General features: G+C 31.0%; 23 protein-coding genes. 5 read left to right on the forward strand and 18 right to left on the reverse strand.

Features of this window, described 5'->3' with window-relative positions:
* Nucleotides 1–137: 137 nt before the first annotated feature.
* Nucleotides 138–434 (forward strand): HesB/YadR/YfhF family protein, encoded by a 297-nt coding sequence (locus AC1Q7N_RS00445; RefSeq protein WP_001831009.1) that lies wholly within the window; start codon nucleotides 138–140, stop codon nucleotides 432–434.
* A gap of 50 nt (nucleotides 435–484) precedes the next feature.
* Here the strand turns inward: AC1Q7N_RS00445 and menI are convergent, their stop codons facing one another.
* The 3 genes from menI to AC1Q7N_RS00460 form a co-directional block, all read right to left on the reverse strand.
* Nucleotides 485–952, reverse strand: coding sequence for a 1,4-dihydroxy-2-naphthoyl-CoA hydrolase MenI (gene menI, locus AC1Q7N_RS00450; RefSeq protein WP_002487683.1), 468 nt, complete (start codon nucleotides 950–952; stop codon nucleotides 485–487).
* 122 nt (nucleotides 953–1,074) lie between these two features.
* Nucleotides 1,075–3,780: an aconitate hydratase AcnA gene (acnA, locus tag AC1Q7N_RS00455; protein WP_002487711.1), complete on the reverse strand. Its 2,706-nt coding sequence runs from the start codon at nucleotides 3,778–3,780 to the stop codon at nucleotides 1,075–1,077.
* 420 nt (nucleotides 3,781–4,200) lie between these two features.
* The gene (locus AC1Q7N_RS00460) at nucleotides 4,201–5,841 is read right to left on the reverse strand and encodes a BCCT family transporter (protein ID WP_001831122.1); all 1,641 of its coding nucleotides are present in this window, start codon (nucleotides 5,839–5,841) and stop codon (nucleotides 4,201–4,203) included.
* A gap of 211 nt (nucleotides 5,842–6,052) precedes the next feature.
* On the opposite strand from AC1Q7N_RS00460, the gene mscL reads away from it, so the two are divergent.
* On the forward strand, nucleotides 6,053–6,403 hold the full coding sequence (gene mscL / locus AC1Q7N_RS00465; protein WP_001831237.1) for a large conductance mechanosensitive channel protein MscL: 351 nt from the start codon (nucleotides 6,053–6,055) through the stop codon (nucleotides 6,401–6,403).
* Between the two features lie 117 nt (nucleotides 6,404–6,520).
* Here the strand turns inward: mscL and sbcC are convergent, their stop codons facing one another.
* The 7 genes from sbcC to sosA all read right to left on the reverse strand — a co-directional run bounded on the left by sbcC (nucleotide 6,521) and on the right by sosA (nucleotide 14,769).
* Entirely contained in the window at nucleotides 6,521–9,550 is a 3,030-nt protein-coding gene (gene sbcC, locus AC1Q7N_RS00470) for an exonuclease subunit SbcC (protein WP_002456208.1), read from the reverse strand.
* Between the two features lie 3 nt (nucleotides 9,551–9,553).
* A complete protein-coding gene (gene sbcD, locus AC1Q7N_RS00475; RefSeq protein ID WP_001830960.1) occupies nucleotides 9,554–10,678 on the reverse strand; it encodes an exonuclease subunit SbcD in 1,125 nt (374 codons plus the stop codon).
* Nucleotides 10,679–10,785: 107 nt separating this feature from the next.
* On the reverse strand, nucleotides 10,786–11,253 hold the full coding sequence (locus tag AC1Q7N_RS00480; protein WP_001831312.1) for a CcdC family protein: 468 nt from the start codon (nucleotides 11,251–11,253) through the stop codon (nucleotides 10,786–10,788).
* A 231-nt stretch (nucleotides 11,254–11,484) separates the two neighbouring features.
* The gene (locus tag AC1Q7N_RS00485; protein ID WP_001831215.1) at nucleotides 11,485–11,712 is read right to left on the reverse strand and encodes a YneF family protein; all 228 of its coding nucleotides are present in this window, start codon (nucleotides 11,710–11,712) and stop codon (nucleotides 11,485–11,487) included.
* A 206-nt stretch (nucleotides 11,713–11,918) separates the two neighbouring features.
* Nucleotides 11,919–13,907: a transketolase gene (gene tkt, locus AC1Q7N_RS00490; RefSeq protein ID WP_001831061.1), complete on the reverse strand. Its 1,989-nt coding sequence runs from the start codon at nucleotides 13,905–13,907 to the stop codon at nucleotides 11,919–11,921.
* Between the two features lie 231 nt (nucleotides 13,908–14,138).
* On the reverse strand, nucleotides 14,139–14,375 hold the full coding sequence (locus AC1Q7N_RS00495) for a DUF896 domain-containing protein (RefSeq protein ID WP_001831015.1): 237 nt from the start codon (nucleotides 14,373–14,375) through the stop codon (nucleotides 14,139–14,141).
* Nucleotides 14,376–14,535: 160 nt separating this feature from the next.
* Nucleotides 14,536–14,769, reverse strand: coding sequence for a DNA damage-induced cell division inhibitor SosA (gene sosA / locus AC1Q7N_RS00500; RefSeq protein ID WP_001831148.1), 234 nt, complete (start codon nucleotides 14,767–14,769; stop codon nucleotides 14,536–14,538).
* Between the two features lie 143 nt (nucleotides 14,770–14,912).
* On the opposite strand from sosA, the gene lexA reads away from it, so the two are divergent.
* Nucleotides 14,913–15,533 carry a transcriptional repressor LexA gene (gene lexA, locus AC1Q7N_RS00505; RefSeq protein ID WP_001831182.1) on the forward strand — a complete coding sequence of 207 codons (621 nt, stop codon included), beginning with the start codon at nucleotides 14,913–14,915 and terminating at the stop codon, nucleotides 15,531–15,533.
* 163 nt (nucleotides 15,534–15,696) lie between these two features.
* Here the strand turns inward: lexA and AC1Q7N_RS00510 are convergent, their stop codons facing one another.
* The 6 genes from AC1Q7N_RS00510 to AC1Q7N_RS00535 all read right to left on the reverse strand — a co-directional run bounded on the left by AC1Q7N_RS00510 (nucleotide 15,697) and on the right by AC1Q7N_RS00535 (nucleotide 20,244).
* Nucleotides 15,697–15,831, reverse strand: a complete 135-nt coding sequence (locus AC1Q7N_RS00510; RefSeq protein ID WP_002456209.1) for a hypothetical protein — start codon at nucleotides 15,829–15,831, stop codon at nucleotides 15,697–15,699.
* A gap of 54 nt (nucleotides 15,832–15,885) precedes the next feature.
* Nucleotides 15,886–16,911 carry a CAP domain-containing protein gene (locus AC1Q7N_RS00515; RefSeq protein ID WP_002439636.1) on the reverse strand — a complete coding sequence of 342 codons (1,026 nt, stop codon included), beginning with the start codon at nucleotides 16,909–16,911 and terminating at the stop codon, nucleotides 15,886–15,888.
* A gap of 13 nt (nucleotides 16,912–16,924) precedes the next feature.
* On the reverse strand, nucleotides 16,925–17,902 hold the full coding sequence (gene guaC, locus AC1Q7N_RS00520) for a GMP reductase (RefSeq protein ID WP_001832645.1): 978 nt from the start codon (nucleotides 17,900–17,902) through the stop codon (nucleotides 16,925–16,927).
* Between the two features lie 153 nt (nucleotides 17,903–18,055).
* The gene (rpsN, locus tag AC1Q7N_RS00525; protein WP_001831302.1) at nucleotides 18,056–18,325 is read right to left on the reverse strand and encodes a 30S ribosomal protein S14; all 270 of its coding nucleotides are present in this window, start codon (nucleotides 18,323–18,325) and stop codon (nucleotides 18,056–18,058) included.
* 165 nt (nucleotides 18,326–18,490) lie between these two features.
* Nucleotides 18,491–18,640, reverse strand: a complete 150-nt coding sequence (rpmG, locus tag AC1Q7N_RS00530) for a 50S ribosomal protein L33 (RefSeq protein ID WP_001831295.1) — start codon at nucleotides 18,638–18,640, stop codon at nucleotides 18,491–18,493.
* 89 nt (nucleotides 18,641–18,729) lie between these two features.
* Entirely contained in the window at nucleotides 18,730–20,244 is a 1,515-nt protein-coding gene (locus AC1Q7N_RS00535; protein ID WP_001831169.1) for a catalase, read from the reverse strand.
* Nucleotides 20,245–20,474: 230 nt separating this feature from the next.
* Between AC1Q7N_RS00535 and AC1Q7N_RS00540 the strand changes: the two genes are divergently transcribed.
* Nucleotides 20,475–21,923: an amino acid permease gene (locus tag AC1Q7N_RS00540; protein ID WP_002456211.1), complete on the forward strand. Its 1,449-nt coding sequence runs from the start codon at nucleotides 20,475–20,477 to the stop codon at nucleotides 21,921–21,923.
* A gap of 305 nt (nucleotides 21,924–22,228) precedes the next feature.
* Nucleotides 22,229–22,543 (forward strand): hypothetical protein, encoded by a 315-nt coding sequence (locus tag AC1Q7N_RS00545; RefSeq protein ID WP_002439628.1) that lies wholly within the window; start codon nucleotides 22,229–22,231, stop codon nucleotides 22,541–22,543.
* Between the two features lie 331 nt (nucleotides 22,544–22,874).
* Here the strand turns inward: AC1Q7N_RS00545 and AC1Q7N_RS00550 are convergent, their stop codons facing one another.
* Nucleotides 22,875–23,681 carry a Cof-type HAD-IIB family hydrolase gene (locus AC1Q7N_RS00550; protein WP_001829516.1) on the reverse strand — a complete coding sequence of 269 codons (807 nt, stop codon included), beginning with the start codon at nucleotides 23,679–23,681 and terminating at the stop codon, nucleotides 22,875–22,877.
* A 62-nt stretch (nucleotides 23,682–23,743) separates the two neighbouring features.
* Nucleotides 23,744–24,664, reverse strand: a complete 921-nt coding sequence (gene thrB / locus AC1Q7N_RS00555) for a homoserine kinase (protein WP_002456538.1) — start codon at nucleotides 24,662–24,664, stop codon at nucleotides 23,744–23,746.
* Between the last annotated feature and the right edge of the window lies 1 nt (nucleotide 24,665).

Genomic DNA, 24,665 nt, shown 5'->3' on the forward strand with positions numbered 1-24,665 from the left:
AAATTTTGAAAAGATTCATTATTTTCCATGAATTTATATTTACTCGATTACAATAAAAGAGCATATCCAATGTATTATGCTATCATGCCTTTAAAATTTAGATAAATAAAAATTTAAAAAAGTAAGGTGATAACACTATGAATATAAAATTAACTCAAAAGGCAGTAGAATGGTTTAAAAACGAATTGGATTTACCTATAAGCAATAAAGTTCTTCAATTTTATGTAAAATATGGAGGAGAATTCCAATTAAAACAAGGATTTAGTCCAGCGTTCACCGTAGAAAATAAAGATGCTATTGATATAGGTTTTGAACAAACATTCTATGAAATAAATGTCGTTATTGCGGAAAAAGATTTATGGTATTTTCAAGATGAAAAACTAACTGTAGATGCAATCGATCATGAAGATGAGATCATCTACAAACGAAATTAATATAATTATACATATAAAAAAAGAAGCGATAAAAACTACTTCGCTTCTTTTTATAAATGATTAATGCCAAACGTAACCTCAGCATCTTTACCTTCTTTATTTAACTGGTTAACTTTACTATAAGTCTCATGCCACTCAGGAAAATATCTATCCAAGCGTATGGGTTTAAATGTATCTGCTTTAATACAGATAAGTTCTGTTGAACCAGTAGTAGCTAACTCTCCATTTTCATTATAAACCTTATAACAATAAGTTGAACGTAATCTAGAATATTTTTCCACCCATGTTTTTACTGTCACCTTTTCAGGATAGTAAATTGATTTTTTATATTGCACTTTTAAATCTACAACTGGTGAAATAACACCTTGTTCTTCCATAGAGGCATAACTGAAGCCAAGCTTTCTTATATAGTCTGTTCTCGCAACTTCAAACCATGTTGCGTAGTTACCGTGATAGATAACCCCCATTTTATCGGTTTCTTGATATCTTGCTTCAATTTCAGTCAAACTGTATATCATTGGAATAATCCTTCTTTCAACTTTAACTTATTCTTTCAATTAAGGATAACATAAAGCAGTCATGCCAACACAATAGTTAGCATGACTGCTTGTACTCAATAGTGAGTCAAAATCATATTAAATTACTGCGCAAGTTTATTTCTTAGTACCATTTGTAAAATACCACCATGACGATAATAATCTAATTCTACTAGTGAATCAAAACGTACAATAGCTTTGAAATTAATGATTTCACCATTTTCTTTTTTTGCAGTCACATTTACAAGATCATGTGGCTGTACATCTTCATTAATATCTACAGATATTTCTTCTTTTCCATCAAGACCCAGTGCTTCTGCAGATTCTCCTTGTTGGAATTGAAGCGGTAGTACACCCATCATAACTAAGTTAGAGCGATGAATACGTTCATAGCTTTGTGCAATGACAGTTTTAACTCCTAATAAATTGGTACCTTTTGCAGCCCAGTCACGAGAAGATCCCATTCCATAGTCATTACCAGCTAAGACAACTAAGCCAGTTCCATCTTCTTTATATTTCATTGCTGCATCATATATAGGCATTATTTCTCCGGTAGGCCAATATGTTGTAAATCCGCCTTCAGTACCTGGAGCAAGTTGGTTTTTGATACGAATATTGGCAAATGTACCACGTACCATAACTTCGTGGTTACCGCGACGGGAACCATAAGAGTTAAAGTTGCGAATTGCAACATCATGATCTAATAAGTATTTTCCTGCTGGTGTATCTTTACCGATAGCACCTGCTGGAGAAATATGGTCTGTTGTAACAGAATCACCAAATTTACCCATAACTCTCAAACTTTTAAGTGGTTCAATTTTACCCGGCTCTTTAGATAATCCTTGGAAAAATGTTGGATTTTGAATATATGTTGAATTAGGATCGAAATCATATAATGGTTCATCGGTTACATCTATTTCATTCCACATTTCATTGTTATGATATACATTTTTATATTCTTCTAAGAATAGTTCAGGTGTAACAACTTTATCTACAGTATCAGAAACTTCTTGTATTGAAGGCCAAATGTCTTGTAAATATACATCTTTACCATCTTTACCTTTACCAATTGGTTCATTTTGTAAATCAATATCTACTGTACCAGCAAGCGCATAAGCTACAACAAGTTGTGGTGAGGCTAAATAGTTTGCTTTCACTAATGGATGGATTCGCCCCTCAAAATTACGATTACCTGATAAAACTGAAGTTACTAATAAATCTTCATCCGCAACTGCCTTTTCAATTTCAATTAATAGTGGCCCTGAGTTACCAATACATGTAGTACAACCATAACCAACAAGATTGAAACCTAAATCATCTAAATACTGTTGTAATCCAGAATCTCTTAAATATCCTGTAACAACTTTTGAACCTGGAGCAAGTGACGTCTTAACAAACTCTGGTACTTTCAATCCTTTTTCTACAGCTTTTTTAGCAACTAAACCAGCACCTAACATAACATATGGATTAGAAGTGTTAGTACATGAGGTAATAGCAGCAATTGCTATATCTCCTGTTTTCATTGTTGCTTTAGATCCATCATTAAAATTAATTTCTGCTTTTTTATCAAATTCACTTTGATCAAGTCCATGTCCTTGATTACCAGCAGGAGCAGTTACTGATTTTTCAAATTCTTTTTTCATATCACTTAAGAAAATTAAGTCTTGTGGACGCTTTGGACCAGAAAGTGATGCCTCTACTGTAGATAAGTCTAAATCAATAACATCTGTATATTCAGGATCCTCTTTTTCTACATCAAAGAACATATGGTTTTGTTGTAAATATTCTTTAACCAATTCAATATGTTCTTCGTCACGGCCTGTAAGTTTCATATATTTCAATGATTCTTCATCTACTGGGAAGAAACCACACGTTGCACCATATTCTGGAGCCATGTTAGCAATTGTAGCTCTGTCTGCTAATGGTAAATGTTGAACACCTGGACCGAAGAATTCAACAAATTTTCCAACTACACCTTTTTTACGTAATTCTTCAGTCACACGTAAAGCTAAATCCGTAGCTGTTGAGCCTTGTGGTAAAGAGTGAGTTAAACGCACTCCGATAACTTCAGGAATTGGGAAATATGATGGTTGTCCTAACATACCTGCTTCGGCTTCGATACCACCAACGCCCCAACCTAGAACACCAATACCATTAATCATTGTAGTATGTGAATCAGTACCTACTAAAGTGTCAGGAAATGCTGTTTTTTCACCATCAACATCTCTTACATGTACTACATTTGCTAAATACTCTAAGTTTACTTGATGGACAATACCTGTAGCAGGAGGTACTGCATTATAGTTATCAAAAGCTTTTGTTGCCCAGTTTAAAAATTGATAACGTTCATAGTTACGTTCAAATTCTAATTTCATATTACGTTCTAATGCTTCTGGATTAGCGTAACTATCAACTTGAACTGAATGGTCGATAACTAAATCCACAGGTACTTCTGGGTTGATTTTATTAATATCCCCACCAACATCATTCATAGCTTTACGTAAAGAAGCCAAATCTACTACTGCTGGCACACCTGTAAAGTCTTGTAAAATAACTCTAGAAGGTTTGAATGGAACTTCACCTTCGTTACCTGCATTTCCGAATTTACTTAATGCTTTGATATGATCATCTGTTATAACAAAATCATCCTCTTGTCGTAACACAGATTCTAACAATACGCGAATTGAGTATGGTAATTTAGAAATTTTAGCTAGCCCTTTTTCTTCTAATGTTTGTAAGTCATAGTAAGTATATGATTGGCCATTTAATTCGAATTGTTTCTTTGCTTGTTCTTTAATATTAGAAGCCATTTTATATCCCCCTTGATATTTATATATATTTATATGCCGTTAATTAAATTGTATTATTATATGTTTATCAAAACAACTATGTACCGTTAGAAAACGCTTTATTTTCATTTCGCTTTTGTAATCAGTTTATATAAGAAAAACTTATCTTAAAATATTTGTGCAATAAGAAAATGTTATTAATTGAGAATGGTTATCAATAATGAACATCATTTTAAATCTCAAACTACTATTCGGTTTCTTCATACATATTGAATGACTAAAACTTATAAGCGTATGCACTCAAAAATGAAATGATATCAATTTGATACTGTATCTATATGCAGATATGATAATAAAATTTTAGTTGTGAGACATTAATGATTTTTATTAAAAAAACCTGAGACAATTTTGTTTGTCTCAGGTTAATAAAGCAATTACACACTATTCTTCTTTTTCTTTATTTCTTCTAACTTCTCTTTTTTCAAGAATATCTGTTTCATAATCTTCTTGTTGATATTTAACATATTCTTGTAAGCGATGTTTATTTGGCGTAAGTGTTAATCCAAGGAATTTACGTTCCTTATTTGCATCTTTGTAGAAACTTATCATCATCATTATGACGACGAATGAGAATGGGAAGGCACTTATAATGGCAGCACTTTGAATAGCATTCAAGGCTTTAGAGCCATCTCCTCCACCAGCTAATAATAGTACAAAGGCAATAAGTGCTTGCGCAACTCCCCAGGTTACTTTAACTAGACTACTTGGATTTAATGATCCAAATGTAGTTTGCATACCTAATACGAATGTTGCTGAGTCAGCTGAAGTAACAAAGAAAGAAGCGATAAGCAATAATGCAATGATAGATAAAACAATACCTAACGGAATATGGTTGAATACACCAAATAACTGTGTTTCAGGTGACATTTTAAAGAGACCCGAATCTTTTTTACCAGCTTCAATGCCTAATACGCCGAAAACACTGAACCATATAAAGCTAACAAGTGCCGGTACTAATAAAACACCTGAAATAAATTCTCTTATAGAACGTCCTTTAGATACACGTGCGATGAATACACCAACGAATGGACTCCAACTTAGCCACCAACCCCAATAGTATAATGTCCAAGTTGACATCCAATCACGCTTTTGACCGTTTAACGCAGCAGTATCAAAACTGTTAAATAAGAATGAATTTAATAAGCTACCCGTAGAACTTGTCATCATATTTAAGATTAAAACAGTTGGTCCAACAATTAAGGTTACAATCATTAATATCGTACCAAGACCTATATTTAAATTACTTAAATATTGAATTCCCTTGCTTAAACCTGACCAAGCACTAGCAATAAATAAAATTGTTACGACAACAATAATAATACCTTGAACAAAAGTGTTGTTCGGCACACCAAATAAATAATGCAAGCCACCATTAATTTGAAGTGCGCCCATACCTAGAGACACAGCTACACCAACTAATGTAGCAAAAACAGAAAGTACATCAATAAGAGTACCTATTGGTCCTTCAACTTTATCTCCCAATAATGGACGTAAGGTTCTAGAAATTAATCCAGGTTCACCTTTACGGAATTGAGAATAAGCAAGTGCTAAAGCTACCACGCCATAAATTGCCCAAGCATGGAATCCCCAATGGAAAAATGTAGATCTTAAAGACTCAGTGTAGGCCTTTGTCGTTTCAGGATCAGCTGTTGGTGGAGCAGCAAAATGTGCCATAGGTTCAGCTGCACCATAGAATACTAAACCAATACCCATACCAGCACTGAATAGCATTGCGAACCAAGAAATTGTATTAAATTCTGGTTTGTCATTAGGTTTACCTAATTTAAGTTTCCCAATTGGACTGAAAATCAAGAAAACACAGAAGAATACAATTACTGTTGTTAAAATAAGGTAATACCAACCCAAATTATTAGTAATCCACATCTTAGCCGTATTAGTAACGCTATCGAATTTCTCAGGCCAAACAGCACCGATAATCACTACTATAGCTGCAATAATTGAACTATAGATGAAAACCGAAGAAAACTTTTTATTTTTCTTCTCTTGTGAAGAAGAATTCATAATTAATTACTCCCTTCATTCGAATATTTAATTTTTCAAGGCAGTAAAATCAAAAAATTAAATTTTATTTTAAAATTTTTAACTTTACCAATACACTTTAATAGATTAACAAAGGTCTTCAACATTATCAAATTTACATAATTATAGTATTTGCTAAAATATTTATATGTTGTATAATCAGAAATATATTTTAAAAGAAGGGTTATGCTTTATGTTAAAAGAATTTAAAGAGTTTGCACTCAAAGGCAATGTTTTAGACTTAGCTATTGCTGTAGTTATGGGAGCAGCGTTTAATAAAATAGTTACATCCCTAGTCCAATACATCATCATGCCATTAATTGGTAAATTATTTGGTTCAGTTAATTTTGCTGAAGATTGGTCTTTTTGGGGGATTAAGTATGGACTTTTCATACAATCAATAATTGACTTCATCATAATTGCTTTTGCTTTATTTATCTTTGTTAAGATAGCTAATACAGTTATGAAAAAAGAAGAGAAAGAAGAAGAAGTAGAAGAAAATACTGTTTTATTAACAGAAATTAGAGACTTGCTTAAAAAATAATCAAATCACTATATCCAATTATAGAGACTTAAAGAAATTATACGTGTTCTTATTAAAGTATTGAAAAATCAATAGCTTTAAATTAGAGCATGTCACAAAATCTTAAGTCTCTATTTTTTAATTTTTTCTAAATTGTGTATGACTTTCGTATTGGTTACTTGTCACTTCTAAAATCAAAGGTATGCGTTGCTTAAGTTCGCTTACATGTGAGATTATACCAACCATGCGCCCAGATGATTTTAAATTAATTAATGTATCTATCGCAGTTTCGAGTGTTTCTTGATCTAAAGTGCCAAATCCTTCATCTATAAACATAGAATCTAAAGTGATTCCACCTGATTCTTGTTGTACAACTTCACTTAATCCTAAAGCTAAAGCTAGTGATGCTTGAAATGTTTCTCCTCCTGAAAGTGAACTTATGTGTCTCGATTTATTTGAATGAAAATCAAACACGTCAATTTCCAATCCACTTAACCCTAAGGAAATGGCCTCTCTTCTAATCAGTTGATATCTATTTCCACTCATAAATGAAAGTCGTTGATTCGCTTGAAAAATTATTTTTTCCAAGTAATAAATTAAAACATAATTTTCTAGTGTTAATTTATAATCATTTTTACCAGCTAATATTTCTGATAGCAAGAAAATTTCTTTTTGCACTTTTAATTCATCATCGAGAATCTGAATTATATTTTTTATTTTATTAAATTTGTTAGAGTTATTATCTATTTTATAGCTAATCGTAGCTATTTGTGAATTCGTTTCATCTAGTTTCAAGTTTGTTTTTTCTATAGATTGTCGTAATTCTTCTAAATTTAATAATTTTTTGCCCTTAACCAATTCTTTGAGTCTGTTAATCTCTATTTCATAACTTTGATAGTTCTTATTATAAATATTAATTTCTCTTTCTATTTCATCTTTTTGAGCACTTAAATCTGCAGCGCTTTTGACTTGATCATAAGACTCAAAACCAAGTTGTTGCATTTCTTTTTCCATTTTTAATTCTAAATTATTTATTTCCTTACTTGTTTGAGTTAAATTCTCAGTTAAATGTTTTTGATCATTCATTTCTATCTTTAACTTATTATTCAACTCGTTCAATTTATCTTTAGTTTTCTCATTCTCATACTCATACGTCTCAACTTGTTTTTTAGCATGAGAATAATAAGTTTCAAAATCATTTACTGATGAAAATTGTGAATGTCGTTCAAAATCATTAATTTGAATTTCCAGTTTTTCTTTTTGCGTGTTCTTTCGACTCAAATCTAAATCAAACTGATGTATTTTATTAACTATTTCTTTTTCTTGTTTCTCAAAATTTTCTACTAACTTATTTATGCTTTGTTGCTCGTCTTTTAGTTGATTCAAATGATTAAGCTGTTTTTGAAGCTCACTAATATCCTTCTTTTCTTGTTTCTCAAAATTTAATTCATTTTCTCTATGATTTAATTCTTCAATTCGAGTTTCTATTTTGATTATTTCATCACGAATTTTTACCTTCTTACTTTCTAACCGTTTTATTTTATTATTTTTTTGAGCAATTGATTCAAAATCAATATGTTCACCCAATGAATGTATTTCATTACCACAAATTGGACAGGTATCTCCAATTGACATAGCGGACTTTATTTCATTTACAAAATCCTTTTTGTCATTCAAATCAATTAAAGTCGCATCTATATTGGTGATTGATGATTCAATTTCATTTAACTGTTCTTTCTTCTCTTTTAATTTGCTAAGATAAGATGATTTATCTAGTTGTAATTTATCAAATAATTTCTCATCCTTTTTTTGTCTTTCAGATTCATCTATAATCTTTTTCAGCTTATAAATCTCTTCAGTGTAATGTTCAATAATTGCAAAATCTTTGTTCTTGTTGTTCATTTCTTTCGTCAATTCTTCTTTTTTGGTTATTAAATCATTATATTCACTGTATAATCTTTTTATTTCTTCTTCAATTACCGGTTTTTGTTGATAACTACTAATAATCTTATCTAATTGATTGAAGAAAACTTGGTTTTTTTCTAGATACTGATTAAATTGAGTTATTTCATTTTCTCGTGTTGATAAATGTTCGAGTTGTTTTTGAAAACCTTTAATTTCATTGTGATAGTTTGTTTCGTTTAATTTTGATTGCTCATGAAGTGACACTAATTCATCTTTATCTTTTTTTAAACTTTGTAACCTAGTAAAATAAGTGATTAATACTTTAGATTCCTGAATCATTTTTAATTCTTGCTTTAATTTATCAATATAATTTTGTTCTTTTTTCAAATCGTCAAATTTGATTTTTTCCGCTTTTAATTTTTTAGTATTCTCACTTAATTCAACATTCACTTTATATTTATGATTTAAATCATCTAATTCCTTAGTTATTTTATTCTTAGCTTCTTCAAATGACTTGAGAATTTTGCATCCATAATCATTAAATTGTGGGAATTTTTCAATCATTTTATCTGTCTGAGAACTCTCTAATTCTTTATATAAGGCCAATTCATCATTATTAAATGTATCTATATCATTCCATAAATTTTCAATTTGAGTGTATCTATTTTCAATTTGTACTTTTTCTTGCTTTACATTTTCTACAAGTAGATGTCTAATCTCATCAAATCGCTCACTATTAAAAAGTGTTCTAAGAATCGATTGTTTGTCTTTACTATTTGACTGAAGAAACTTTTTAAATTCTCCTTGAGGCAAAATAAATAATTGACGAAATTGTTCAGCATTAACGCCTAATAATTGTACGATAAATTGATTACCTTGATTCACTTTACTTTCTCTTAATTCAAATTGATTATCAACTAATTCATATATATTTAACTTGGCTTGTGTTTTAGTTATATTCCCCTCTTTAATAAATGGCGCTTCTCTATGAATTTTAAAAGTTTGATTATTAACTTTAAATTGATAAATTACAGACATTGGCGATTTACCGTCTGCAAAATGACTTCTTAAATCTCCTTCTTTTCTAGTTTTGGTCGAAGCCATACCGTATAATGCGTATACTATAGCATCAAAAATCATTGTTTTACCAGATCCAGTTTTACCACTAATTAAAAAGAGTTGATCAGTTTCAACTTGCTCAAAATCAATAGTTTCTTTAATAAAAGGGCCAAAGTTCTCCATAACTATATGTAAAGGCTTCAAATCTTACCCCTCCCTATCCAATATAAAACTTAACAAGTGCTTTATTTTGTCTGATTGAACTTGACTCAGATGTTGATCTGTCATATTTTTATAAAAATTTTCTATAATTGTCTGATCATCTTGTTTTTTGATTTCAACATGGCTAAAATTCTCACTATGATCAAATACTACATTCGATAGTGCTAATATATTGGGATAAATTTGTTTCAGTTTCATCATTGGATCAGTAATATGAGAAACATTCGTTAACTTAAAATGAAAATAATTATTTTTATTTTTTACTTTAATTCTTTCTTGAATAATATCCTCATAATCACCTTCAATAACTTCTAGTTCTCTTAGAGGTTTTAAAGGAACGAAGGTTTCATTTAATAGTTGGTTGTTTTCAATATCAAGAACTCTATATCCTTTAGATTGATTTACTTCAGAGAAAGAGTATTGCAAAATCGAACCGCTATATTTGATAAAAGAGTTATTTATACTAAATGGATGATGTAGGTGCCCGAGCATTACATAATCAAACAACCGAAAAGAATGCATATCAACTGATTCTACTGTTCCAATAGTTAATGGTCTTTCTGAATCTGAAGTTTTACCGCCCTCAATAGTTAAATGACCAATTAATATATTCACCTTATTATTATCTATGGAACTAGACATTTGCTCTAAGCATTCGTTTAATGCTTGTTGATATGTTTCTATTTGCTTATCTTTAAAATAATTTTGTACTTCACTCACAGTTGCGAAAGGTAAAGTGAAAAATTGAACACCACTCAATTCTATTGGATCATCAATATTTTCTAGTTGAGTTCTTATGTAAAGTTGATTATTCTCAAACCATTTAGAGCCATAATTCAATCTTTCCCTACCATCATGGTTACCGCTTATCATGATTATTGGAATTTTAAGTTCTATATTTAGGTATTCAATAGTCTCTTCAAGTAAACCTATCGCTTCTTTACTTGGATATGAGGTATCATACAAATCACCTGCAATTACTATTAAATCTGGCTGTTCTTTCTCCATATGTTGTTTAAACTGAGTTAAAATATATTTTTGATCTTCAAGCAATTGTTTTCCATTTAAAATTTTACCCAGATGCCAATCAGCGGTATGTACAATTTTCATAATTATCCTCCTGATAAGAACGTTTGTTCGTTTTAATTCTATATGCTTTTTTTATCTTTTTCAAGTAAAAAACCACCTATCAAGATAATGATAAGTGGTTAAATATATTACTTAATAAGATTCTTTTGCAATTTTTTATATTTATAAAGCATTGCACATCTCCAAGGTACTATCATACAAAATGCGAGTAAAAAAAACATACCAGCAATTTCACCTGGATCAATTTCGCTACTTATAAATATTTTAATAACTGTTCTTATTATTAATAATGATATTAAAATAATTGGAAATGCTTTAGACCGTTTCATATAAATATTATCATCTTTAACTTCGAATCTAGAAGTCCAGATTAAAACAGTAGAAAACAAAACACCTAATATCAATGATTCTAACATTTCCATACCAGTTAATCGAAAGTATGGTACCACATACATCAATGCACCGGTAGCCATGAAAAATGGTGGTAAGATAATTTTCTTTTCATTGACTGGAAACTGTTGTGCTTTCATTCTTATCACTATAACGACAGCACCCATTAGAAATGCAAATACAATGGAAAAGACTAAATAAGTCAAATTGACACCCTCTTTTGACATAAACTTATTCGCTTAAATAATCATTTGATAGTATATCATTATCACTATAAAATTGACACTTTAAACGTTCAATTTTTAACATTTAAATACATATATAGTATTTAATTCATTACTAGAACATAAAATTAATATATTAATAATAATAAAAAAAGAGCGCTACAGTTATTCGATAAGTTTCTGTAACACTCGTTAATATAATGTCTATGAACCTTACATTTTTTGATTCATATTTTTATTCATCATTGTCATCATTTGATTAATTTTCTTTTGAGATGGTTTTTGTCCCATTTGCATCATCATCATACGTAGCATTTCCTCATTGATAGGTGGATTTTTCTTTAAGTAATCTTTCATATATTTTCTAGCTAATAAGAAACCACCAATTAAACCTGCAATAAGTGCTATAACGATTAGAATAATTGCTACCCAAATTGCCATTGTTTCACCCGCTTTCTTTATCCTTATGCATTTTACTAAATTCGTTCTGTTATTTCAAGACATTCTTGAATAATAACGATTAGTACTCCAATTATTATCATAACAAAGCCAAAGATATTATTAAATTCTATTTTAAAATCTAAAAGGTTACTAACCAAATTTGATGGTTAGTAACCTAAAAAGTTCAACTAAATCATTGTCTAGATTTATAATGAACGGACTTGTTTTAAAATATTTTCTTTAGTGAATCCATACTTTTCAACTACTAAATCTCCAGGAGCACTAGCGCCAAAACTATTTATACCAATGACTTTACCTTCAATTCCAACATATTTATGCCAACCAAGTGGTGATGCCATTTCGATAGCTATACGTTTAGTAACATCAGAAGGTAAAATTGATTCTTTATATTCAGAAGATTGTTGTTCAAATGCGTACCAGTTTGGCATAGAAATAACTCGTACACCTTTACCTTGTTGCTCTAATTCTTTTGCGGCTTCTACAGCTAAATTAACTTCTGATCCAGATGCCAATAATAAATATTCAAGTTGTTGTTCTGTTTCAAAAACAATATATGCGCCTTTTCTCACACCATTTTCAACTGTTTGTTTATCAACATCCAAAGTTGGTAAATTTTGACGAGTTAACACTAATGATGTTGGTGTGTGTTCTGATTCAAGTGCAACTTCCCAAGCTACACGTGTTTCATTACCATCAGCTGGACGAATAACATTCATGTTAGGAATAGCACGAAGACCTGCTAATTGTTCAATAGGTTCGTGTGTAGGGCCATCTTCACCTACAGCAATTGAATCATGAGTAAAGATGAACGTTGAATTGAGTCCCATGATTGATGATAATCGTAAAGCTGGTTTTAGGTAATCACTGAATACAAAGAATGTTGCTGCATATGGATGAAGTCCACCATGTGCTGCCATGCCGTTTATTGCTGCTCCCATTGCAAATTCACGTACACCAAACCATACGTTTTTACCTTCTGGAGTATCTTTATTATAATCTTTAGCTTCTTTAACGTTAGATTTATTTGAACCTGCTAAGTCTGCTGATCCACCAAAGAATGAAGGTACAAACTCGCTTAATTTTTGAATTATTTCTCCTGAATCAGCTCTAGAAGCACCACTGTGATTTAAATCATATTCTGGTAAGGCATCAGCGTAATTATTTGGTAACTTACCACTCATTGCTAATTTAAATTCTTCAGCTAATTCCGGATAGGCTTCACTATAATTTTTAAGCATATTATTCCAAGCCTCTTCATTTTCATTTGCACGTTTTAACATTGTTGATTTAAATATTTCGTATACATCTTCAGGAACATTAAAACGTTTTTCAGGATCTAATCCATATTCTTTAAATGTAAGTGCACGTTCTTCTTCACCAAGTGGGGCACCATGAACTCCATTTGAACCAGCTTTATTAGGAGAACCAAAACCGATAATAGTTTTAACTTCGATAATAGTAGGTCCTTGTTGTGATTTAGCTTGAGTGATTGCATTATCAATCTCATCTAAATCGTTACCATTTTCAACTAGAATATAGTTCCAACCATAGGCTTCGAAACGCTGTTTTGTATCTTCAGAAAATGATTTATCTAAATCTCCATCTAAAGATATATCATTTGAATCATAAAGGACAATTAATTTATCTAACTGATTATGACCTGCAAAAGATGCAGCTTCATGTGAGATACCTTCCATTAAGTCACCATCTGACGCTAATACATAAGTGTAATGATTAACTATATCAAATTGGTCCTTATTAAATTTACCTGCTAAATGACTTTCTGCTAACGCCATCCCTACAGACATGGCAAAACCTTGACCTAATGGACCAGTAGTAACTTCTACGCCATCAGTATGTCTATATTCTGGATGTCCAGGCGTCTTCGAACCCCATTGTCTAAATTGTTTAAGTTCTTCAAGTTCTAAACTACCAGAGACATGTAATAAGCTATACAATAAAGCCGAACCATGACCTGCTGATAGAATAAATCTATCTCTATTAAAAAAATCTTTAGATTGAGGGTTAAAATTAAGGTGGCGCGTCCATAAAGTATACGCCATAGGTGCTGCTCCCATAGGTAATCCAGGGTGTCCTGAATTTGCTTTTTCGATTGCATCAATGCTTAAAGCACGTATCGTATCTATAGCTAATTGATCTTTTTCATTAAACATCGTTGTGTCTTCCCTTCTACAATTAATATCTATTTTTAATTATAACTTATTTTATTTTAAAATGATAAAGAAAAATCAGATAAATTAGATCTAAGGATATAACTGGATTCAAACTATATACGTAGTTTAACTCCCTAAAAGTTAATTAAAAATAAATTATTTCTAAGTAAATCATCAATGACTACGAAAATTTTCAACTTATATATCAATGATGGGTCGAGCTCTATTGTTTTATTTATTGTGTTTCTCTTCTTGTATCTTTTTTAACTTTTCAGGTGTCACATCATTTCCTTCAGGGTCAATGACCTTAGTATTTTCTATCTGTTGCTTAAACCCTTTTCTAAATTCTTCTAAATACTGTCTTCTTAATTTAGTCTGTTCTTTAGCCTCTTCATTGGTTAAGCCATGTTCTTTCTTTTTTCTGGCTAATTCATTTATTCTATCAATATTTAAATTTTCTTTACTCATTTGAAACCTCTTTCTTAATGCATTAAATTTTATTATTGCTATCATAATAATTAACAAATATTCTGTTAGTTTTAATAATACTTATTACTTGAGTAGAATATATCAAAAAAATAAGCATAACCAAATTGTTACGCTCATTTTACAGTAGATAATATGAAAGTTAATTAACTAATGCGAACACAGACTGATCATTCTGTTCGCTATTTTGTTTGTCTTTATAGTTTTGAGTAGTTCCTTGTTGATTATGTTGATGAATCTTGTGGTCAGTCATTTCGTACGTTTGTTCTGATTGAGCACCTTGGTTAACGCTTAAAAAGAAAGTTGAAAAAATAATACAAGATACTATTACTATTGTCATATATGTTAAAAATTTATATTTGTATTTTAAAATCATCCAATATCACTCCTAGAACATTTGTTTGTATAAGTAATTTATCAGAACATAAATTCTGTGTCAACAACATTACGAACAAATGTTTGTTAGAAAATGTAATTAATGATATAATAATCTCAAACAACAATAAGGAGTGCCTATTTATGAGAGAACTCACTAAGCGACAAAGTGAAATATATGATTATATTAAGAAAATTGTTCAAACAAAAGGTTATCCACCAAGTGTTCGAGAAATTGGCGAAGCTGTCGGTTTAGCTTCAAGTTCTACAGTACATGGACATTTATCTAGATTAGAAGAAAAAGGATATATAAGAAGAGATCCTACTAAACCTAGAGCTATCGAGATAGTTAGTGAACAATTAGATGAGGTAAATGTAGAGGAAACAATACATGTTCCGGTTATCGGTAAAGTTACAGCCGGCGTTCCAATTACAGCTGTAGAAAATATAGAAGAATATTTTCCACTACCAGAGCACTTAACTTCAACACATAACAGCGATATATTTATTTTAAATGTAGTTGGGGAAAGTATGATTGAAGCTGGAATATTAGATGGCGACAAAGTAATTGTACGAAGTCAAACTATTGCTGAAAATGGTGATATTATAGTAGCTATGACTGAAGATGAAGAAGCTACTGTTAAACGCTTCTATAAAGAAAAAAATCGTTATAGACTACAACCTGAAAATAGTACTATGGAGCCTATTTACTTAGATAATGTCATTGTAGTAGGTAAAGTAATAGGATTATATAGAGAAATGTAATAAATTTATAATCAATATCTTATTTTTAAGTGTAGGCCTCCTTATATTTTTTATATGGTTTAAAAAACAAATACCCTAGGACAGCAACTGATGTCCTAGGGTTATTTAATATATTAATTTCGATGCCAGTGTTAGTGTTAAGATAACGCTTTTATCAATTTTTTCACTCTAAACCACACCTGTTGCGAGAGAAAAATTCAATACAACTTCTGACCAACCGATTTTGTTTTTTTTTCTTATCTAATATTTCTTTCACTTTTTCAAGTATATCAGTTTGTTTTTTATTTTTTTGCTTCATATTTATCTACATCCTTACGGACTATATTTACCCATAAGTCATATATATAAACATTTAACTTGTATAATTTTCGGTCCAAAAGGGTTGTCTTCGATCATTGAAATATACACCTACGCCCAAATAATCAAAATGGGTGTTTAAAATATTCTTTCTATGCCCCAATGAATTCATCAAACCTTCATGTGCATAGATACTATTCAATTGTCCATATGCTAAGTTTTCTCCAGCAGCATTAAATTCTATTCCATCTTTTTTTAATCTATCAAAAGGAGAAAGTTTCTTTTGATTTACATGGTCAAAATAATTATGCTTAACCATGTCAACACTATGCTTACGCGCAGTATGAGAAACATCCTTAGAATAATCTAATGTTTTTAAGCCATGCTGTTTTCTTTCAGCATTGACAATGTCAAAATTTTGCAACTCAAAACTCTTTGCAAGTAATTTAGATGGTTTCCCATATTGATATCTTAATCGATTTTCCATTTTCTCACTAACTTGTAATAATGACTTCACACCATTATCTCTGTGCTTATCATAAAATACTGTGGTATAAATATGGTCTTTATGGAAAACATCATATTCATTACTTTTTACATCAAAACCAACTTTCCCTTTTTTTATAACTTGAATCGGGGGCCCATATCTTTCCCTAACAACATCTTTAGGAGTATCATACTTAATTTGAGATTTTGATGAAATAAGATTTTGATTTGTATACAGTGCATTAACATGATTGTTAATATAACTCACCATCAAAAATTGATTATAATCATTTGAATAATATGTGTACCAATTTGTGCCATACACACTCGAAGTCATACGCTTATGTTGTCCCAATTGTGCTTCAACATCTTTTTTAGTCATATTCATCTGTATATTGTTGATTGCAAATTCTTGCTTTTTAGGAATCGCTAATTGAGTATTATCGTCATTTGAATCAGAATCAATCCATCGATTAATTTGATGACGTATATCATTTTGAGCTTTAATCATAAAAGTAGTTTCTTTGACTGGCGTAAAAATAACGATGCAAAGTAAAACTGTAATCAATAAAAGAAATCTTTTAATTGTATTCACCTACTACTTTTTACTAATCTCTATCACCATTAAAGATTGAATTTCTTACTATGACGTAATCAACTGTTCTTAATGACTTCAAGTCCTTTCCTCCTGCATATGAAATTGAACTCTGTAAATCTTGTTCCATTTCAGTAAGGGTATCTTTAAGAGATCCTTTGTGTTCTACAAACATTTTTTTACCTTCAACGTTCTTATGTTCACCTTTTTGATATTCTGAGGCACTACCAAAATATTCTTTATATTTTTTGCCATCTAGCTCGACGGTTTCACCCGGTGATTCCTCGTGGGCAGCAAATAAAGAGCCAATCATTACCATAGTGGCACCAAAACGAATTGATTTGGCTATATCACCGTGGGTTCTTAACCCTCCATCTGCAATAATAGGTTTTCTAGCTGCCTTATTACAAAGATTTAACGCAGAAAGTTGCCAACCTCCTGTACCAAATCCAGTTTTAATTTTAGTAATACATACTCTTCCTGGACCAATACCTACTTTTGTAGCATCTGCACCGGCATTCTCAAGTTCTCTTACTCCTTCAGGCGTCCCAACATTACCAGCTATCACAAAACTATTTGGTAAATGTTTTTTTATATGCTTAATCATATTTATAACTGAATTTGAGTGACCATGAGCAATATCAATTGTTATATATTCTGGTATGAGCGATGAAGAAGCTAATTTTTCAATAAAATTAAATTCGTTTTCTTTAACTCCAACAGAAATAGAAGCAAATAACCCTGCATGATGCATTTTTTTTATAAATGGAATTCTATTTTCTTCATTAAATCTATGCATGATATAAAAATAATCGTTTTCTGCAAACCATTGTGCAAGTTCTTCATTCATGACTGTTTGCATATTTGCTGGAACAACTGGCAATTTAAAAGTACGAGGCCCAAATTTAACCGAAGTATTACACTCAGATCTGCTTTCAACAATACATTTATTGGGAATTAATTGTATATCTTCATAATCAAAAATTTTCATCTTTTTTAACCCCTTACAATAGAATTAATCTTCAAAATGTTTAATGAAAATACGAATAATACCTTTAATTTTGTAAAAATCATTCATATTATTCATCCTTTTTAAATGTACATTGTTTTTCTTCTATTGTAAATGGACCTAAGTAGTAAATTTTTACCAACTAGATTTTTTTACACCTGGAATTTGACCTTTATGCGCATGTTCTCTAAATGCAATTCTAGACATTTCAAATTTACGTAACACACCTCTAGGTCTACCAGTTACTTTACATCTTCTAGTTAATCTAGTTGGAGATGAATCTCTTGGCAACTTTCTTAATGCTTCATAGTCCCCTTTTGCTTTTAATTCTTTACGTAACTCGTAATATTTATTTACTAATTCTTGTCTTTTTTGTTCTTTTGCTATTTTAGATTTCTTCGCCATATATTATAACCTCTTTCTACAAATCGTAATAATTACGTTTTATAGAATAACATATATTTCAAAATATACAAGTGAAAATTCTTCTAAGTACAAACTATAAAAAAAACTCCCCTATGAGTTAAGGAGAGTTTTCGTTTCAAATTGTCGTATTTGAAAGATAAGTAATTATTTTGTTTCACGATGTAACGTATATTTATTTAATCTTGGACAATATTTTTTCATTTCAATGCGTTCAGGATTATTACGTTTATTTTTAGTAGTAATATAGTTACGATCGCCACACTCTGTGCAAGCTAATGTAATATTTACGCGCACGTTAAACACCCTTTCTAATGTTGTTAGGAATTCTTACGATTTAAGATTGTATCATATAATTCAGTGGTAAGCAATCTAAGAATTTTAGATTATTTAAAGTTTTCATATGTTTCGTCTTGATTTGTCTCTAAATCTATTTGATTGATATCAATACCTAAAGCTTTTGCTACACCTTTCCCATATTCTGGATCAGCTTTATAGCAATGGCGAATGTGGCGAACTTTGACATCTTTAGAAACCCCATCCATTGCATTAGCTGTATTTGTGAAGATACGCTCTTTTGCATCTTCAGACTGTAATCTGAATAATTTACCTGGCTGTTCAAAGTAATTGTCATCATCCTGGCGATAATTATATTCATAACCATCACCATCTGTCGGGAATGGTGGCTTCTTGTGTTCAGGCTGTGACTCATATATACCTTGATTATTAGGATAATAATGTGGGCCTCCACCTTGGTTATTATCTAAGAAACGCATTTGTCCATCACGACTAAATGGACATAAGTTCTCAACTCCAACTCCCTTAGGTTGATTGACAGGAATCTGCCAATGATTAACTCCTAAACGATAACGTTGGGCATCTCCATATGAGAATAAACGTCCTTGTAGCATTTTATCTGGTGAATAATCTAACCCAGGAACAATATTTGTAGGCGTAAACGCTGCCTGCTCTACATCAAGAAAATAATTCTCAGGATTACGATTCAATTCAAATTCTCCCACTTCAATCAGTGGATAGTCTTTTTTATACCATACCTTTGTTAAATCAAAAGGATTGTCTGGATGATTTTTAGCTTGTTCCTCTGTCATAACTTGAATGTACATTTTCCATTTTGGATAATCTCCATTTTCGATAGCATTATATAAATCCCTCTGTGAAGAATCTCTATCCATACCTACAATTTTAGCTGCTTCCTCGTCAGTATAGTTTTCAATTCCTTGTTGTGTACGGAAATGATATTTTACCCATACACGTTCACCTTTATCATTATACATAGAATACGTATGAGAACCGAATCCATGCATATTTCGGAATCCTTTTGGCATACCTCTATCTGACATTAATATTGTCACTTGATGCAATGCTTCCGGTAGACCTGTCCAAAAGTCCCAGTTATTTTGTGCACTTCTCATATTTGTACGTGGATCTCGTTTTACAGCACGATTCAAACTAATAAATAGTTTAGGATCTCTAAAGAAGAAAACTGGCGTATTGTTACCTACTAAATCCCAGTTTCCATCTTCAGTGTAGAATTTCAAGGCAAACCCACGTATATCACGTTCTAAATCTGCTGCTCCACGTTCTCCTGAAACAGTAGAAAAACGTGCAAACATCTCTGTTTGTTTTCCGACTTCTGAGAATATTTTCGCATTTGTATATTGTGTGATGTCATTTGTAACTGTGAACGTACCAAATGCACCTGAACCTTTCGCATGCATACGACGTTCAGGAATCACTTCTCTATCGAAGTGAGAAATTTGTTCTAAATAATAAACGTCTTGCATTAATAATGGTCCACGTTGTCCTGCTGTCATACTATTTTCTCTATCCGAAACTGGCGCACCAAAAAGTCCAGTTAATTTTCCATCCTGTTTTGACATAGCAAGCTCCCCCTCACTTTTATATTTAATATTGATTACTATGTAGTATCTATTTTAATTAAACCCTTTTCCGATAGCAAATAAACTTATTTTAAAGTTATTGATAGAAAAATATAAGAAATATCAGAAAAATTTAACAATTACGCTTTAAAGTACTAAAAAGTTATTGAATAGTATCTTTAAAAAGATTAAAATGAGGGATATATTTTAAGATAGATGGGAGACGGCATATGGAAGATAATAATATGAAACGTGGTCTCAATTCGAGACATATATCCATGATAGCAATAGGTGGCGCTATAGGTACTGGACTTTTTGTGGCAACTGGAAGTGTCATTTCTCAAGCTGGCCCAGGAGGAGCTATATTAGCTTATATACTAATTGGTATTATGCTTTATTTTTTAATGTCATCAATAGGAGAATTAGCAACTTTCTATCCGGTTTCTGGTTCTTTTAGTTCATACTCTACCAGATTTGTTGATTCGTCACTTGGTTTTACAATGGGTTGGTTGTATTGGGGTATGTGGTCACTTGTAACAAGTGTAGATATCATTGTTGCTTCCAATGTATTACAATATTGGGATGTATTTAAAGTTTTAAATCCACTTACATGGAGCTTAATTTTCTTAACTCTGTTGTTTTTAATTAATATTTTTTCTGTTAAAGCTTTTGGAGAAACTGAGTTTTGGTTATCACTGATCAAAGTCATTACTATAATTGTATTTATTATTTTTGGAATTATGATGATTTTCGGTATTCTTGGTGGTCATACATATGGCTTTGAGAATTATACTAAAGGTCAAGCACCTTTTGTCGGTGGAATATCAGGCATATTAAGCGTTCTTTTAGTTGCAGGTTTTTCAGTTGGTGGTACTGAAGTAGTCGCAGTAACAGCTGGTGAATCAAATAATCCCGAAAAATCAATGCCTAAAGCTATAAAACAGGTATTTTGGAGAATATTACTCTTTTACGTATTGTCTATAGCTGTGATAGCTGCCATCATTCCATATACGGATCCACTTTTACTTAATGAAAATGAGTCTGTATCACAAAGTCCGTTTACAATTGTTTTCGATAGAATAGGGATCGCTTTTGCTGCATCAGTCATCAACGCTGTTATCTTAACATCATTATTATCAGCAGCTAACTCTGGTATTTATACAACAAGTAGAATGCTATTTTCTTTAAGTGCTGATAAACAAGCACCTAAATTCTTTGGAAAACTCAATGATAAAACTAAATTACCTATGCGTGCATTAATTACAACATATATTATTATTGTATTAGTCATTGTTTATGCTAATTTTAATGCTAATGCTGTATTTAACTTATTAAATATCATAGGATCTATGGTTATTGTAGTTTGGGGATCTAGTATTTGGTCACAAATTAGATTAAGACAAGCAATTAAAAAACAGGGTAAAAATCCAGATAAACTGTTGCCATATAAAGCACCTTTTTACCCAGTCGGACCTATTATTGTCCTTTTCACATTATTATTCTTATTATTAGGTAGTTCCTTTGGTAGTATCGCATCTGGTGATATTTTAGGTGTCATTCGAAACTTTACACCATTATTTATTCTAGCTATCATCTATATTGCTCATAAATTAATCAAACGGACACATTTTGTCAAACTGGAAGAAATAGATTTAACTCCGCATAATTACAAGAATTAATTATTAAGAAGGCCTGTGACGTGTATTTTTGTCACAGGCCTTTTTAATATTAGTAATTGATAGTTGAACTCAAAATGCATACATCAATTTCAATATCAGTAATCTCAATGCTAAAGAGTATTTCATACTTAATTTCTACTGAAAATATATGTCGAGACTATAGACTATAGTGGAGCTTCGAATTCGATAGGAAATTTGTTCACCCTCTTTTGAATGATTTAACACCATATATAAATTTTCGTTATTTTATGATTAAAACTTATAATGTATAATAAAGATAATAAAATGGTATAGAGGTGGATAACATGGTTGGACAAACAAATTTATTCGATGATGTTATAAAGAAAGAGGAACGCTTTGTTATAGTTGTTCAAGCACTTGAAGAAAAAAATGGTAAGCTCTTAAAACGGACTTTGAGAGAATATCCAAGCTTAGAGCACACGCAAATGAATGACCTTTTCTCTCATCTTAAAGAAGTATTTCTTGAAGAACCTTTTGGGGTCAATCAATCAGCATATAGCATTACTGTTTATACAAACCTAGATTATGCCGCAGATCAAGTATATGCACATGTTAAACGCTATAAAGGAAAACATGACTGGACACATACTGCGAAATAGCAAATCAATTGAAAGTCTCGATTTTCAATTGATTTGAAAGAAAAAGTAAATAAAGATTTAAATATATTCAATAAAGAAATTGTAGGCATGGATGAAGGTTAATTATGTAACTTATATTATGAATAAAGAAGCCCGTAAATAAATTTTGAAAATTCATTTACGGGCTATTATTCTAGATTATGTTTCAGACTTATATATTATATTAAAAAGAAAATTTTTTAATTATATTTATATCGACAGTTTTTTATGACTTACTACTTATATTTAGAGAAGTCAGATTCAATTAACCTTAAAATTATTAATTTACATATTAATTCATTGTAATAATACTTTAAACCAAAAGTTCTTTTAAAGCATAAGGAATACCGTTAGAATTATTATCTAAAGTTACCTCGTCAGCAATTTTCTTGAGTTCATCACTAGCATTTCCCATTGCTACAGAATATCCAGCAACTTCAAACATTGACTTATCATTCAAACTGTCCCCGAATACTATAACTTCTTCTAGAGAAATTTGTAATCTTTTACAAAGTGCTTTTATTGCGTTCCCCTTCGAAACATTCTTTGCCATAAACTCTAGGAAAAAAGGCTTACTCGTTGTCACATCAATATCATTATTGAAGTAACCATCCAATTCAATACGTGCTTCGGTAATATGACCTACATAATCCACACCCATAACTTTGGGTACACTATGATTAATATATTCCTTCAAATCAGCAACACGATTCATTGGTAATCCGGTAAGTTGTGATTCTATGTTCATATATTCATGACTACTATCGTGAATGATATATCCATTATCATAAGTAAGTACTAAAAAGTTCTTATCTCTACAATAATCTACAATATTATCGAAATCTTCCTTTGAAACAGGCTGATCGACCTCTACATTTTCATTAGCCATATTTATAGTTTTACCTCCATTATAACTAATAATGAAGCTGTTATATTTATTTAACTCTAATTCTCTCGCAGTAGGTAACATACCTTCTGTTGGTCTACCTGAGGCCAATACCACATAATAACCACGCTTTTGAATATCTAATAAGTAAGATTTTGTCTCAATGGATAATTTATTATCACTATTCATTAAAGTATCATCCATATCTAAAACTACCATTTTATACTGAGTCATATAGTATAGAACTCCTTTCAAGAGTTATTAAAAGTTTATTCTTAACTATATTTTACAATAATTTAGGACTTTAGGTACACCACTTCATCTTTAACACCTATTTCATTAATTGTTACTAGTTCTGAAGCACAATTATTAATTTTCTCACGTAGTGTTCTAACTAATTTACCACTTTTTTCTTTTGGACAAAGAGTGAGTATCGTAGGTCCAGCTCCACTTATAACAGTTGCATATGCATCATGTTGACGTGATAGTTTACGTACTTGATTGAATTCTGGAATAAGGTGTTGCCTATATGGTTCATGAAAACCATCTTGTTCCATCATCTTTCCAGCAAGTTTATATTTATGCTGAATGAGAGCACAAATCATAGTGTTACTAATGGCACTATTTTGCACAGCACCTTTATGTGAAAATGTATCGGGTAAGACCCTTCTAGAGTCTTCTGTACGAAGCTCATATGGAGGTATAGTTAAAATTATATCTACGTGCGGAACTTCTATTCTAGCAACATCTGTTATTTTAGTTATTGGATTATAAAAACCTGCAATCAAACCTCCATATATTGTAGGTGCTACATTATCAGGGTGTCCCTCAATTTCAGTCGCTAGTTGTAACAATTCGTATTTAGATAATTGAATATTACCAAAGTAATTAGCAATAAAAAGAGCACCGACTAATGCAGAAGCAGATGAACCTAGTCCTCTAGCTAATGGAATATCACTTCTCATTTCAATTTGCAAGCTTGGAAGTGTAACATTGTATTTACGCGCAACATTTAGAGCAGTTTGATAAATATAATTATTCTCATCTTTAGGTAAACCTTCTAGTTCTGAACTATAATATAGAAATTCCCAATTAGCTCTTTCAATCTTACGTATAGACATATGCAAATATTTATCCAATGCCATACCAATTGAGTCAAAACCTACACCTAGATTCGCGGTTGATGCAGGGATTTTAAGTTTTAAAACTTCCTCCATA

This window comes from Staphylococcus sp. GW823-FHT05F06 (assembly GCF_058795495.1).

Excerpts from the sequence above, each read along its gene's own strand:
- thrB (WP_002456538.1), bottom strand. The coding sequence starts at position 24,664 with ATGGAGGAAGTTTTAAAACTTAAAATCCCTGCATCAACCGCGAATCTA.
- AC1Q7N_RS00535 (WP_001831169.1), bottom strand. The coding sequence starts at position 20,244 with ATGTCAAAACAGGATGGAAAATTAACTGGACTTTTTGGTGCGCCAGTT.
- guaC (WP_001832645.1), bottom strand. The coding sequence starts at position 17,902 with ATGAAAATTTTTGATTATGAAGATATACAATTAATTCCCAATAAATGT.
- AC1Q7N_RS00485 (WP_001831215.1), bottom strand. The coding sequence starts at position 11,712 with ATGGCAATTTGGGTAGCAATTATTCTAATCGTTATAGCACTTATTGCA.
- rpsN (WP_001831302.1), bottom strand. The coding sequence starts at position 18,325 with ATGGCGAAGAAATCTAAAATAGCAAAAGAACAAAAAAGACAAGAATTA.
- lexA (WP_001831182.1), top strand. The coding sequence starts at position 14,913 with ATGAGAGAACTCACTAAGCGACAAAGTGAAATATATGATTATATTAAG.
- AC1Q7N_RS00550 (WP_001829516.1), bottom strand. The coding sequence starts at position 23,681 with ATGACTCAGTATAAAATGGTAGTTTTAGATATGGATGATACTTTAATG.
- tkt (WP_001831061.1), bottom strand. The coding sequence starts at position 13,907 with ATGTTTAATGAAAAAGATCAATTAGCTATAGATACGATACGTGCTTTA.
- menI (WP_002487683.1), bottom strand. The coding sequence starts at position 952 with ATGATATACAGTTTGACTGAAATTGAAGCAAGATATCAAGAAACCGAT.
- AC1Q7N_RS00510 (WP_002456209.1), bottom strand. The coding sequence starts at position 15,831 with ATGAAGCAAAAAAATAAAAAACAAACTGATATACTTGAAAAAGTGAAA.
- acnA (WP_002487711.1), bottom strand. The coding sequence starts at position 3,780 with ATGGCTTCTAATATTAAAGAACAAGCAAAGAAACAATTCGAATTAAAT.
- AC1Q7N_RS00460 (WP_001831122.1), bottom strand. The coding sequence starts at position 5,841 with ATGAATTCTTCTTCACAAGAGAAGAAAAATAAAAAGTTTTCTTCGGTT.
- sosA (WP_001831148.1), bottom strand. The coding sequence starts at position 14,769 with ATGATTTTAAAATACAAATATAAATTTTTAACATATATGACAATAGTA.
- AC1Q7N_RS00445 (WP_001831009.1), top strand. The coding sequence starts at position 138 with ATGAATATAAAATTAACTCAAAAGGCAGTAGAATGGTTTAAAAACGAA.
- AC1Q7N_RS00495 (WP_001831015.1), bottom strand. The coding sequence starts at position 14,375 with ATGAGTAAAGAAAATTTAAATATTGATAGAATAAATGAATTAGCCAGA.
- AC1Q7N_RS00540 (WP_002456211.1), top strand. The coding sequence starts at position 20,475 with ATGGAAGATAATAATATGAAACGTGGTCTCAATTCGAGACATATATCC.
- AC1Q7N_RS00545 (WP_002439628.1), top strand. The coding sequence starts at position 22,229 with ATGGTTGGACAAACAAATTTATTCGATGATGTTATAAAGAAAGAGGAA.
- sbcD (WP_001830960.1), bottom strand. The coding sequence starts at position 10,678 with ATGAAAATTGTACATACCGCTGATTGGCATCTGGGTAAAATTTTAAAT.
- mscL (WP_001831237.1), top strand. The coding sequence starts at position 6,053 with ATGTTAAAAGAATTTAAAGAGTTTGCACTCAAAGGCAATGTTTTAGAC.